A 13244-nucleotide genomic window follows, 5' to 3' on the forward strand; every position below is an offset into this window, starting at 1 on the left:
GCATGGTGACGATACGCAAGCTGGCATCACGCTGAAACCTTTCATTATGTTTCTTTTGTGAAACAGATCGGAAAACCATTATCTTTCGTTTTATTTTTATATCACCATGATGCAGGATTAAATGAAACAAAACGAAAGATAGATATCATTACCATCCGAAATGGAGAGGAAAGTGAAACATCTGACAGAAATGGTGGAACACCATAAACGGGGGAATTCAAACGGGATTTACGCCGTCTGCTCCGCGCATCCGCTGGTACTGGAAGCGGCCATTCGTTATGCGCATTCGCATCGATCCCCGCTGCTGATCGAGGCCACCTCCAACCAGGTGGATCAATTTGGCGGCTATACCGCCATGACGCCCGCTGATTTTCACGGGTTTGTCTGCAAGCTTGCCGAGTCGCTCGGTTTCCCGACGTCACAGCTGATCCTCGGCGGCGATCATTTAGGCCCCAACCGCTGGCAAAATCTCCCTGCGGAACAGGCAATGGCCAACGCAGACGATCTGATCAAAAGCTATGTTTCTGCCGGATTCAAAAAGATCCACCTCGACTGCAGCATGTCCTGTGAGGACGATCCGGTTCCCCTGACCGATGCGATCGTCGCCGGACGCGCCGCACGCCTGGCGAAGATTGCCGAAGCGACCTGTCGCGAGCAGTTTGGTGTAGCCGATCTGGTCTACGTTATCGGCACGGAAGTGCCGGTTCCCGGCGGTGCGCACGACACGCTCACCGAACTTGAAGTCACCACGCCGGACGCAGCCCGCGCCACGCTTGAAGCGCACCGTCATGCATTCGAAAAGGAAGGCTTAACCGACATCTGGCCGCGCATTATTGGTCTGGTCGTCCAGCCCGGCGTGGAGTTCGACCATGCGCACGTCTGCGACTATCAGCCGCAGAAAGCCGTCGCCCTGAGCAAAATGGTTGAAGCCTACGACACGCTGGTGTTTGAAGCGCACTCCACCGACTACCAGACGCCGCAGGCGCTGCGAAAGCTGGTCAACGATCACTTTGCGATTCTGAAAGTTGGCCCCGCCCTGACCTTCGCCCTGCGCGAAGCGCTCTTCGCGCTGGCCGCCATCGAAGAGGAACTGCTGCCAGCGAAAGCCGTTTCTGGCCTGCGTCACGTGCTTGAAAACGTCATGCTCGATCGCCCGGAATACTGGCAAAGCCATTACCACGGTGACGGCAACGCGCGTCGCCTGGCCCGCGGCTACAGCTACTCTGACCGCGTGCGCTATTACTGGCCGGACAGCCAGATTGACGACGCTTTTGAACGGCTGGTGCGCAACCTGGCAGACGAGCCCATTCCGCTGCCGCTGATCAGCCAGTACCTGCCGCTGCAGTATGGCAAAGTTCGCGAGGGCGCTCTCAAGTCAACGCCACGGGAACTCATCATCGACCACATTCAGGACATACTCCAGCAGTACCACGCCGCCTGCGAAGGTGTAACAACGCAAAACGCATAATAAAAAGAGGAAAGCGCTATGCCAAACATTGTCTTATGCCGCATTGATGAACGTCTGATCCACGGTCAGGTGGGCGTGCAGTGGGTGGGGTTTGCGGGGGCAAACCTGGTACTCGTCGCCAACGATGAGGTGGCTGAAGATCCGGTTCAACAGAACCTGATGGAGATGGTGCTCGCGGAAGGGATCGCCGTGCGCTTCTGGTCACTGCAAAAAGTGATCGACAACATTCACCGCGCCGCTGACCGCCAGAAAATCCTGCTGGTCTGCAAATCACCCGCTGATTTTCTGAAGCTGGTTGAGGGCGGCGTGCCCATCACCCGTATCAACGTAGGAAACATGCACTACGCCAGTGGCAAACAACAAATTGCCAAAACGGTCTCTGTCGACGCGAACGATATCGCCGCGTTCAACGGCCTGAAAGCGGCCGGGGTGGAATGCTTCGTTCAGGGCGTTCCAACAGAAACTGCTTTGGATCTCTTTAAACTGCTCTGAGGGATTCACAATGGAAATCAGTCTGTTGCAGGCGCTGGGGTTGGGCATACTCGCCTTTATCGCCGGTCTGGATATGTTTAACGGGTTAACGCACATGCACCGCCCGGTGGTGCTCGGGCCGCTGGTCGGCCTGATTCTGGGCGACCTGCATACCGGTATTTTGACCGGCGGCACGTTAGAGCTGGTCTGGATGGGGCTGGCGCCGCTCGCCGGTGCCCAGCCGCCGAACGTCATTATCGGCACCATTGTGGGTACCGCATTTGCCATCAGCACCGGGGTGAAGCCAGAAGTTGCCGTGGGTGTCGCCGTGCCGTTTGCCGTCGCGGTACAGATGGGAATTACGTTCCTCTTCTCGGTAATGTCCGGCGTGATGTCACGCTGCGATCGCATGGCGGCCAATGCAGATACTCACGGTATTGAACGGGTGAACTATCTTGCGCTGCTGGCGCTCGGCATCTTCTATTTTCTGTGCGCCTTCCTGCCGATCTACTTCGGTGCGGAACATGCGAAAACCGCCATTGATGTTCTGCCGGCACGGTTGATTGACGGCCTCGGCGTTGCGGGCGGCATCATGCCTGCCATCGGCTTCGCCGTACTGCTGAAGATCATGATGAAAAACGTCTACATCCCTTACTTCATTATCGGTTTTGTCGCCGCCGCCTGGCTCAAGCTTCCGGTGCTGGCGATTGCGGCCGCCGCGCTGGCCATGGCGCTGATCGACCTGATGCGTAAATCACCTGAACCGACGGCTACAGCGGCCCAGAAAGAGGAATTCGAAGATGGCATCTAATCAAACAACGTTACCGGGCGTGTCTGAATCCGAAGAGACGCTGCTGACCGGCGTCAACGAAAACGTCTACGAAGACCAGAGCATCGGTGCCGAACTGACGAAAAAAGATATTAACCGCGTGGCCTGGCGTTCAATGCTGCTGCAGGCCTCGTTTAACTATGAACGTATGCAGGCCTCCGGCTGGCTGTACGGGCTGCTGCCCGCGCTGAAAAAGATCCACACCAACAAGCGGGATCTGGCGCGGGCAATGAAAGGCCATATGGGCTTCTTTAACACCCACCCGTTCCTGGTGACCTTTGTTATCGGCATCATTCTGGCGATGGAGCGCTCCAAGCAGGATGTGAACAGCATCCAGAGCACCAAAATTGCCGTCGGCGCGCCGCTCGGCGGTATCGGCGACGCCATGTTCTGGCTAACCCTGCTGCCCATCTGCGGCGGTATCGGCGCTAGCCTGGCGCTGCAAGGGTCGATTCTGGGGGCCGTGGTCTTTATCGTGCTCTTTAACGTGGTGCACCTCGGCCTGCGTTTTGGTCTGGCGCACTACGCATACCGGATGGGCGTGGCGGCCATTCCGCTGATCAAAGCCAACACCAAAAAGGTCGGTCACGCGGCGTCTATCGTCGGGATGACGGTGATTGGCGCGCTGGTGGCAACCTATGTCCGACTCAATACGACGCTTGAAATTAAGGCGGGTGATGCCGTCGTCAAACTGCAGGCCGACGTTATCGACAAGCTGATGCCCGCGTTCCTGCCGCTGGTCTACACCCTGACCATGTTCTGGCTGGTGCGCCGCGGCTGGAGCCCGCTGCGGCTGATCGGTATCACCGTGCTGCTGGGCGTAGTCGGTAAGTTCTGTCACTTCCTGTAAAAGCAAAGAGGTTGCGATGTTAGGCATTATTTTGACGGGTCACGGCGGTTTTGCCAGCGGGCTTGAGCAGGCGATGAAGCAGATCCTCGGCGAGCAGCCGCAGTTTATCGCCATCGATTTTCCTGAAACATCCACCACCGCGCGACTGACCGCTCAGCTTGAGCAGGCAGTGAGTGAACTCGATGCAGAGCACGATATTGTGTTTCTCACCGATTTGCTCGGCGGCACGCCGTTTCGCGTGGCATCGACGCTCGCCATGCAACGGCCGGGCAGCGAAGTGATCACCGGGACCAACCTGCAGCTGCTGCTGGAGATGGTGCTGGAGCGCGACGGATTAAGCAGCGAAGCGTTTCGTCTGCAGGCGCTGGAGTGCGGGCACCGCGGCCTGACGAGCCTCGTAGACGAACTGGGACGTTGTCGCGAGGAAGCCCCTGCCGAGGAAGGGATATGAGGCAGCTGCTGCGCGCGAGGCGGGTGCTTACCGAACAGGGCTGGCTGGATGACCACCAGCTACGCATTGAAAACGGCGTGATTGCGGCTATTGAGCCTGTCCCGGCGGGCGTGACGTCGCGCGATGCGGAACTGCTCTGCCCGGCGTATATCGATACGCACGTCCATGGCGGCGCGGGCGTGGACGTGATGGATGATCCGCCTGACGTGCTGGATATTCTCGCGATGCATAAAGCGCGCGAAGGCGTGGGCGCCTTTTTACCCACCACCGTTACCGCGCCGCTGGAGGCTATCCACGGCGCGCTCGCGCGAATCGCCCGTCGCTGTCAGTCGGGCGGCCCCGGCGCGCAGATCCTGGGCTGCTACCTGGAAGGACCGTACTTTACGCCGCAGAACAAAGGGGCGCATCCGCCGGATCTGTTCCGGGAACTGGATGTCGCCGAGCTGGACGGCCTGATTGACGTTTCACTGAGCACGTTACGGGTGGTGGCGCTGGCGCCGGAAAAACCTGGCGCGTTGCTGGCGATCCGCCATCTCAAACAGCGAGGAATACGCGTGATGCTGGGCCACAGCGCCGCTACGTTCGATCAAACCCTCGCCGCGTTTGACGCGGGTGCCGATGGGCTGGTGCACTGCTATAACGGCATGACGGGACTGCACCACAGGGAACCCGGCATGGTCGGCGCAGGGCTGACGGACAAACGGGCGTGGCTGGAGCTGATTGCCGACGGCCACCATGTCCATCCGGGAGCCATGCGGTTATGCCGTTGCTGTGCAAAAGAACGCCTGGTGCTGATCACCGATGCCATGCAGGCAGCCGGTATGCCGGACGGTCGGTATACGCTCTGTGGTGAAGCGGTCACGATGCAAAACGGCGTGGTTCGAACCGGCTCCGGCGGGCTGGCCGGGAGCACGCTCTCGCTGGATGCCGCTGTACGCAATATGGTGGAACATACGGGCACCACTGCCGAAGACGCCATTCATATGGCCTCGCTGCATCCCGCCCGCCTGCTGGGCATGGATAACCAACTCGGTTCGTTAGCGCCGGGTAAACGCGCGAATCTCAACGCGCTGAACGGGGGTTTACACCTCCAGCAGATCTGGATTCAGGGCCAGGCTCTCCCCCTTTAGCCCTTTCATTGTGTCTCCTTTTGGCTTTACGGCCTGAAACCGTAAGGCCTTTCTTTTCCTTTCCTTTAATCTGCCTCTTCCCTTCACGATCACACTTTTCGTTTTATTTCTTTTCTTTCATTGAAGTTTCGATTTCTTTTCTATAGATTTTATTTAACTGCTAAAGTGAACAAGTGAAACGAAACGAAAGATAGCGACACGATTGCCAGCGTCTGATGTGGAATTCACACGACTAAGGATTGAGTTATGCCACAAACTACCACCGCCGCAACCGGCACCTGGACCGAGGAAGAGATCCGCCAGCAGCCTGCCAGCTGGATCCGCTCGCTCAACAATATCGATAGCCTGCGCTCTTCGATCGACAGCTTCCTTACGCCGCTGCTGCGCAAGCACGATCTGCGGATCGTCCTGACCGGCGCGGGCACGTCCGCGTTTATCGGCGATATCATTGCGCCATGGCTTGCGAGCCACACCGGGAAAACTATCTCCGCCGTCCCGACCACTGACCTGGTCACAAACCCGATGGATTACTTCAGCCCTGCGCATCCGCTGCTGCTGGTTTCGTTTGCCCGATCCGGCAACAGTCCGGAAAGCGTCGCAGCCGTTGAGCTGGCCAATCAGTTCGTACCGGAGTGCTACCACCTGTCGATCACCTGTAACGAGGCCGGAAGCCTGTACCAGACCGCCGTCGACAGCGATAACGCTTATGCCCTGCTGATGCCTGCCGAAACGCACGATCGCGGGTTCGCGATGACCAGCAGCATCACCACCATGATGGCGAGCTGTCTGGCCGTATTCGCCCCGGAAACGATCAACAGTCACACCTTCCGCGACGTGGCCGATCGCTGTCAGGCGATCCTCACCTCGCTCGGCGATTTCAGCCACGGCGTCTTTGGCAGCGAACCGTGGAAACGCGTCGTGTATCTGGGAAGCGGCGGTCTGCAGGGCGCGGCGCGCGAATCGGCGCTGAAGGTGCTGGAGCTGACGGCGGGCAAGCTGGCGGCATTCTACGATTCCCCCACCGGTTTCCGTCACGGGCCGAAGTCGCTGGTGGATAACGAAACGCTGGTGGTGGTGTTCATCTCCAGCCATCCGTATACGCGCCAGTACGATCTGGATCTGCTGGCCGAGCTGCGCCGCGATCGCCAGGCCCTGCGCGTCGTCGCCATCGCCGCTGAAAACGATCCGGCCATTGAAGCGGGGCCGCATATTCTCCTGCCGCCTTCCCGTCCGTTTAGCGATATGGAACAGGCGTTCTGCTTCCTGATGTATGCGCAGGTCTTTGCCCTTACCCAGTCGCTCAGCGTAGGCAATACGCCCGATACGCCATCCGCCAGCGGGACGGTCAACCGCGTGGTGCAGGGCGTTGTTATTCATCCGTGGCAGGCTTAAGAGGATCTGATTATGAGTATTATCTCGACGAAATATCTTCTCCAGGACGCGCAGACAAAAGGCTATGCCGTTCCGGCGTTCAACATCCACAACGCGGAGACGATCCAGGCGATCCTCGAAGTGTGCAGCGAAATGCGATCGCCAGTGATCCTCGCGGGCACGCCGGGCACCTTTAAGCATATTGCGCTGGAAGAGATTTACGCCCTGTGCAGCGCCTACTCCCTCACCTACGACATGCCGCTGGCGCTGCACCTCGATCACCACGAATCGCTGGACGATATTCGCCGCAAGGTGAACGCGGGCGTGCGCAGCGCGATGATCGACGGCAGCCACTATCCGTTTGAACAGAACGTGAAGCTGGTGAAGTCGGTGGTCGATTTCTGCCACCTCAACGACTGCAGCGTCGAAGCCGAACTGGGCCGCCTGGGCGGCGTGGAAGATGACATGAGTGTTGATGCGGAAAGCGCGTTTCTCACCGATCCACAGGAAGCGAAACGCTTTGTCGAACTGACCGGCGTCGACAGCCTTGCCGTCGCCATCGGCACCGCACACGGCCTGTATACCAAGCGCCCAAAAATCGATTTCCAGCGGCTGGCCGAGATCCGTGAAGTGGTCACCGTGCCGCTGGTGCTGCACGGCGCGAGCGATGTGCCGGATGAGGATGTGCGTCGCACCATCGAACTGGGCGTGTGCAAAGTTAACGTGGCAACCGAGCTGAAAATCGCCTTCTCTGACGCGGTGAAAGCCTGGTTTGCCGACAACCCGCAGGGCAACGATCCGCGCTTCTATATGCGGGTCGGCATGGACGCCATGAAAAAGGTGGTCAGAAGCAAAATCACCGTTTGCGGCTCCGCAAACCGGCTGCTGCTTCCAGCGGAAGCCTGATCCCATCGCGCATTACGTCAGTACCTAAAAATAACTATAAGCCTCGCAAATATGAAGGCGCGTCCTTAAGCCGGACAGCGCCTTCCATTATCCTAAAAATCCGAGGAGTCCCTACATGACACAGGAAAAGTCGTTTAAATCGAAAGCGTGGGAATTTTTCCAAAGCCTGGGAAAGACCTTTATGTTCCCGGTCTCCCTGCTGGCCTTTATGGGGTTGCTGCTGGGGATCGGTAGCTCCGTCACCAGCCCTTCCACCATTAAAAGCTTTCCCTTTCTGGGCGGCGAGTTAACGCAGTTAACCTTTGGCTTTATCGCCATGGTGGGCGGCTTCGCCTTTACCTATCTGCCGCTGATGTTCGCCATGGCGATCCCGATGGGCCTCGCGAAACGCAACAAGGCCGTGGGCGCTTTTGCCGGGTTCGTTGGCTACATGCTGATGAACATGAGCATCAACTACTACCTGACCGCCACCCACCAGCTTGCCGATGCCGCGACCATGAGACAGGTGGGACAATCGATCGTGCTGGGGATCCAGACCCTGGAGATGGGCGTGCTGGGCGGCATCGTGGTGGGGGTGATTACCTATTTCCTGCACGAGCGTTTTCAGGACACGGTCCTCCACGACGCCTTTGCCTTCTTTAGCGGCATCCGTTTTGTACCGATTATCACTGCCCTTACCCTTTCGCTGGTCGGGCTGTTCATTCCCCTGCTGTGGGAATACGTGGCGCTGGGGATTGCCGGGATTGGCCATATTATCCAGAGCACCAGCGTTTTCGGCCCCTTCCTTTACGGCGTGGGCGTGCTGCTGCTTAAACCCTTCGGCCTGCACCACATTCTGCTGGCGATGGTGCGCTTCACGCCAGCAGGCGGGATTGAGATGGTCAACGGCCATGAAGTGGCCGGCGCGCTGAATATCTTCTACGCCGAGCTGAAAGCCGGACTGCCGTTTAGCCCGCACGTTACCGCGTTTCTGTCACAAGGGTTTATGCCGACCTTTATCTTTGGCTTACCTGCCGTGGCCTATGCCATCTACCGCACCGCGCGTCCGGAAAACCGCCCGGTGATTAAGGGACTGCTGCTTTCCGGCGTGCTGGTGTCCGTCGTTACCGGTATTTCAGAGCCGATTGAGTTCCTGTTCCTGTTTATCGCGCCTGCGCTTTACGCCTTCCATATCGTGATGTCGGGCCTGGCGCTGATGGTGATGGCTCTGCTTGGGGTGACCATCGGCAACACCGACGGTGGGATTCTGGATCTGCTGATCTTTGGCGTGATGCAGGGGATGTCGACCAAATGGTATCTGCTGTTCCCGGTCGGTATCGCCTGGTTTGCTATCTACTTCGTCGTCTTCCGCTGGTACATCCTCAAACACGATATCAAGACGCCGGGACGTGAAGTGGATGTACAGGCTGCACAGCAGGCTGTCGAAGCCAACACCCGCGCGCGTGGAAAATCGAAATACGATCATGGGCTTATCCTGCAGGCGCTCGGTGGCAAAGAGAACATCGAGTCGCTCGACAACTGCATCACCCGCTTGCGTCTGGTGGTGAAAGAGATGGGCCTTATCGATCAGCAGGCGCTGAAAGCAGCGGGCGCCCTGTCGGTGGTGGTGCTGGATGCTCACAGCGTACAGGTGATCATCGGTCCGCAGGTGCAGAGCGTCAAAACCGGCATTGAAGCCTTAATTTAACAGGGGGTCGTTGTGTTTGATTTCGACAAAATCATCGAGCGTAAAAGCGATAAGTGCCGTAAATGGGACCATGCGTTTGTCTGCTCACGCTTTGGTGATGTTCCGGAGGGGTTTATTCCGCTGTGGATCGCAGATATGGATTTCACCTCACCGCCCGCCGTTATTGAAGGCTTCCAGCGCATCGTGGAGCACGGCACCTTTGGCTATACGTGGTGTTTCGACGAATTCTACGACGCGACGATCGCCTTTCAGCGCACGCGTCATCAGGTTGAGGTAGACAGGTCGTGGATCACGCTAACCTACGGCACCGTGTCCACACTGCACTACACGGTTCAGGCGTTCTGCAGGGCTGGCGACAGCGTGATGATGAACACCCCGGTCTACGACCCGTTTGCAATGGCGGCACAGCGCCAGGGCGTTAAGGTCCTCGCTAACCCGCTTCGCGTTGAGGAAAACCGCTATCAGCTGGATTTTCATCTGATTGAAGATCAGCTCAAAACCCACCGTCCAAAACTGTGGTTCTTTTGCTCGCCGCATAACCCCTCGGGCCGAATCTGGCGCGCAGATGAGATACGGCAGGTGTCCGATCTCTGTAAACGCTACGGCACGATTCTGGTGGTCGATGAGGTTCACGCCGAGCACATTCTGGACGGTACATTCGTCAGCTGTCTGACTTCGGGCTGTGCCGCGCAGGACAACCTGATCGTGCTGACGTCCCCCAATAAAGCCTTCAACCTGGGCGGGCTGAAAACGTCTTATTCGATGATCCCGGACGATTCGCTGCGCCAGCGCTTCCGCCAGCAGCTTGAGAAGAACTCGATTACTTCCCCCAATATGTTCGGCGTATGGGGGATTATCCTCGCCTATCAGCACGGTCTGCCGTGGCTCGACGCGCTGAACGGGTATCTGCAAGGCAACGCGCGCTACCTTGCAGACGCGATTCAGACCCACTTCCCGGCGTGGAAGATGATGAACCCGGAATCGTCGTATCTGGCCTGGATAGACGTGAGCGCCGACAAGCGCAGCGCCACCCAGTTAACCCAACATTTTGCCCGGCAGGCGGGCGTGGTCATTGAAGACGGCAGCCACTACGTGCAAAACGGCGAAAACTACCTGCGGATTAACTTCGGCACCCAGCGCTACTGGCTGGAGCAGTCCATCACCCGAATGCTGAAGCATTACTGATAAGGATCTAAACCCGATGAAAAAAGTGCTCACTCTTTCGCTGCTGGCTCTCTCTGTTTCTCATGGCGCGGCGGCCGCCAACTACGCGCTCAATAACGACAATATTGCCCTTTCGTTTGATGATGCAAACGCAACGGTGGTAGTGAAGGACAACAAGGCTAACCATCCGCTCACGCCCCAGGAGCTGTTCTTTCTGACGCTGCCGGATGAGACAAAAATCCACGCCGCTGATTTCTCCATCAAGCATGCCGAAAAGCGGGACAACGCGATTGTCATCGACTTTACGCGCCCGGATTTTAACGTAACGGTGAAGCTGAATCTGGTGAAGGATAAATATGCCAGTATCGATTACACCCTCGCGGCTGTTGGTCAGCCGCGAGACGTGGCGAAAATCACCTTCTTCCCGACGAAAAAGCAGTCACAGGCACCATATGTTGACGGGGCCATTAACAGTTCGCCGATCGTGGCTGATTCGTTCTTTATTCTGCCGGATAAACCGATCGTGAATACTTACGCCTATGAAGCGACGACCAACCTCAACGTCGAGCTAAAAACCCCCATTCAGCCTGAAACGCCGGTCAGCTACACGATGTATTTCGGCACCTTCCCGGAAACCAGCCAACTGCGCCGCAGCGTGAACCAGTTTATCGATGCCGTGCGTCCCCGTCCGTATAAGCCTTACCTGCACTACAACAGCTGGATGGACATCGGCTTCTTTACACCTTACTCCGAGCAGGATGTGCTGGGGCGGATGGACGAGTGGAATAAGGAATTTATCACCGGACGCGGCGTGGCGCTGGACGCGTTCCTGCTGGACGACGGCTGGGACGACCTTACCGGGCGCTGGCTGTTTGGTCCGGCATTCAGCAACGGTTTTGGCAAGGTACGGGAAAAAGCCGACAGCCTGCACAGCTCGGTCGGGCTGTGGCTCTCACCGTGGGGAGGCTACAACAAGCCCCGCGACGTTCGCGTCTCGCATGCAAAAGAGTATGGATTCGAAACCGTCGACGGGAAGCTGGCGTTGTCAGGGCCGAACTACTTTAAGAACTTCAATGCGCAGATCGTTAAGCTGATCAAAAACGAACACATTACTTCGTTCAAACTTGATGGGATGGGAAACGCCAATTCGCATATTAAGGGCAGTCCGTTCGCCTCGGATTTTGACGCCTCTATCGCCCTGTTGCATAACATGCGCAGCGCTAACCCAAACCTGTTTATCAACCTGACCACCGGGACCAACGCCAGCCCGTCCTGGCTGTTCTACGCTGATTCGATCTGGCGCCAGGGGGACGACATCAACCTGTACGGCCCCGGCACGCCGGTGCAGCAGTGGATGACCTACCGCGATGCGGAAACGTACCGCTCGATTGTGCGCAAGGGCCCGCTGTTCCCGCTGAACTCCTTGATGTACCACGGGATCGTCAGCGCGGAGAATGCCTACTACGGTCTGGAGAAGGTACAAACGGACAGCGATTTTGCCGACCAGGTCTGGAGCTATTTCGCGACCGGTACGCAGCTGCAGGAGCTGTATATCACACCGTCAATGCTGAATAAGTCGAAGTGGGACACCCTGGCGCAGGCCGCGAAATGGTCCCGGGAAAACGCCAGCGTGCTGGTGGACACCCACTGGATAGGCGGCGACCCAACGGCGCTGCAGGTTTACGGCTGGGCGTCATGGAATAAAGACAAAGCGATTCTTGGATTGCGTAACCCGTCGGATAAGCCGCAAAGCTACTACCTGGATTTGACGAGAGATTTCGAAGTCCCGACAGGAAACGCGGCGCGGTTTAGTCTGAAGGCGGTGTATGGCCGTAATTCAACCGTACCGGAGGCGTACAAAAACGCCGTGGTGATTACGCTGCAACCGCTGGAAACGCTGGTGTTTGAGGCGATACCTGCTAGCTAAAAGACGCTTAAAGATCTGTAGGCCGGGTAAGGCGTAGCCGCCCCCCGGCAAAAACGGGCAGGAGATGCCTTACTCCCCCTGCTGCTCCAGCGCATACTTATACAGAGCATTTTTCTTCACGCCGTGAATTTCTGCCGCCAGCGCAGCGGCTTTCTTCAGCGGCAGTTCCGCCTGCAGCAGCGCCAGCGTACGCAGCGCATCGGCAGGAAGCGCGTCTTCTTCCGCCTTGTGCCCTTCGACGATCAGCACCATTTCACCCTTGCGGCGGTTTTCGTCTTCCTTCACCCACGCCAGCAGTTCACCTACCGGCGCTCCGTGGATGGTTTCCCAGGTTTTGGTCAGCTCGCGCGCCAGCACCACGTAGCGGCCTTCCCCCCAGACGGTCACCATATCTTCCAGGCTCTCCAGCAGGCGGTGCGTGGATTCGTAGAAAATCAGGGTACGCGGTTCCGCTTCCAGGTCTTTTAAGACGTCGCGGCGACCTTTGGATTTAGCGGGCAGGAAGCCTTCATAGCAGAAACGGTCAGACGGCAGACCTGCGGCGCTTAACGCAGCAATCGCGGCGCACGGTCCCGGCAGGGGTACCACGCGAATACCGGCTTCGCGACAGGTACGCACCAGGTGATAGCCCGGATCGTTGATCAGCGGCGTACCGGCATCGGAGACCAGGGCAATGTTTTGCCCCTCCTTCAGTTTGGCCACCAGCGTTTCGGCTTTTTGTTGCTCATTGTGATCGTGCAGAGCAAACAAACGGGCGTTAATCGCGAAATGTTGCAGCAGTAAGCCGGTATGGCGGGTGTCTTCAGCAGCAATTAAATCAACAGCTTGCAGTACGGTCAGCGCACGTTGGGTAATATCAGACAAATTCCCGATAGGAGTAGGTACAATATAAAGCTGGCCTTGAGAATTATCTGCCGTTTCGTGTTGTTTCATTGTTTCGTCCGTATTGCCGATTTAATATTGAGCATTGCGTAAAAAAAATCACTGGAT

12 protein-coding genes are annotated in these 13244 nt (G+C 57.5%); 11 read left to right on the top strand and 1 reads right to left on the bottom strand.

The genetic code is table 11. The features are described from left to right. Nucleotides 1-160 precede the first annotated feature (160 nt). From kbaZ to ACMGGQ_RS18250, 11 genes are all read left to right on the top strand, one after another. The gene (kbaZ, locus tag ACMGGQ_RS18200; RefSeq protein WP_420290378.1) at nt 161-1468 is read left to right on the top strand and encodes a tagatose-bisphosphate aldolase subunit KbaZ; all 1308 of its coding nucleotides are present in this window, start codon (nt 161-163) and stop codon (nt 1466-1468) included. An 18-nt stretch (nt 1469-1486) separates the two neighbouring features. Beyond that, nucleotides 1487-1960, top strand: a complete 474-nt coding sequence (gene agaV / locus ACMGGQ_RS18205) for a PTS N-acetylgalactosamine transporter subunit IIB (protein ID WP_023333561.1) — start codon at nt 1487-1489, stop codon at nt 1958-1960. A 10-nt stretch (nt 1961-1970) separates the two neighbouring features. After that, entirely contained in the window at nt 1971-2750 is a 780-nt protein-coding gene (agaW, locus tag ACMGGQ_RS18210; protein WP_223539608.1) for a PTS N-acetylgalactosamine transporter subunit IIC, read from the top strand. Beyond that, nucleotides 2740-3618, top strand: coding sequence for a PTS N-acetylgalactosamine transporter subunit IID (gene agaE / locus ACMGGQ_RS18215; protein WP_024906386.1), 879 nt, complete (start codon nt 2740-2742; stop codon nt 3616-3618). Before agaW ends, agaE begins: the two co-directional genes overlap by 11 nt. Nucleotides 3619-3634: 16 nt before the next feature. Further along, complete coding sequence (gene agaF / locus ACMGGQ_RS18220) at nt 3635-4069, top strand: PTS galactosamine/N-acetylgalactosamine transporter subunit IIA (protein ID WP_045355421.1); 435 nt, start codon at nt 3635-3637, stop codon at nt 4067-4069. After that, on the top strand, nt 4066-5199 hold the full coding sequence (nagA, locus tag ACMGGQ_RS18225; RefSeq protein ID WP_420290379.1) for an N-acetylglucosamine-6-phosphate deacetylase: 1134 nt from the start codon (nt 4066-4068) through the stop codon (nt 5197-5199). Before agaF ends, nagA begins: the two co-directional genes overlap by 4 nt. Nucleotides 5200-5445: 246 nt before the next feature. Further along, complete coding sequence (locus tag ACMGGQ_RS18230) at nt 5446-6591, top strand: SIS domain-containing protein (RefSeq protein WP_420290380.1); 1146 nt, start codon at nt 5446-5448, stop codon at nt 6589-6591. Between the two features lie 12 nt (nt 6592-6603). Beyond that, on the top strand, nt 6604-7476 hold the full coding sequence (gene kbaY, locus ACMGGQ_RS18235) for a tagatose-bisphosphate aldolase subunit KbaY (RefSeq protein ID WP_048028878.1): 873 nt from the start codon (nt 6604-6606) through the stop codon (nt 7474-7476). Between the two features lie 115 nt (nt 7477-7591). Further along, nucleotides 7592-9163 carry a maltose/glucose-specific PTS transporter subunit IIBC gene (gene malX / locus ACMGGQ_RS18240; protein ID WP_045415298.1) on the top strand — a complete coding sequence of 524 codons (1572 nt, stop codon included), beginning with the start codon at nt 7592-7594 and terminating at the stop codon, nt 9161-9163. A gap of 12 nt (nt 9164-9175) precedes the next feature. Then, nucleotides 9176-10348, top strand: a complete 1173-nt coding sequence (locus tag ACMGGQ_RS18245) for a MalY/PatB family protein (RefSeq protein ID WP_420290381.1) — start codon at nt 9176-9178, stop codon at nt 10346-10348. Between the two features lie 16 nt (nt 10349-10364). Next, nucleotides 10365-12254 (top strand): enterotoxin, encoded by a 1890-nt coding sequence (locus tag ACMGGQ_RS18250; protein ID WP_420290382.1) that lies wholly within the window; start codon nt 10365-10367, stop codon nt 12252-12254. 69 nt (nt 12255-12323) lie between these two features. On the opposite strand, the gene rsmI is transcribed toward ACMGGQ_RS18250, so the two are convergent. Next, nucleotides 12324-13187, bottom strand: a complete 864-nt coding sequence (gene rsmI / locus ACMGGQ_RS18255; protein WP_048028870.1) for a 16S rRNA (cytidine(1402)-2'-O)-methyltransferase — start codon at nt 13185-13187, stop codon at nt 12324-12326. Nucleotides 13188-13244 lie beyond the last annotated feature (57 nt).

Origin of the sequence: Enterobacter sp. BNK-13 (assembly GCF_048685015.1) — a bacterium.
Classification (GTDB): domain Bacteria; phylum Pseudomonadota; class Gammaproteobacteria; order Enterobacterales; family Enterobacteriaceae; genus Enterobacter; species Enterobacter quasiroggenkampii.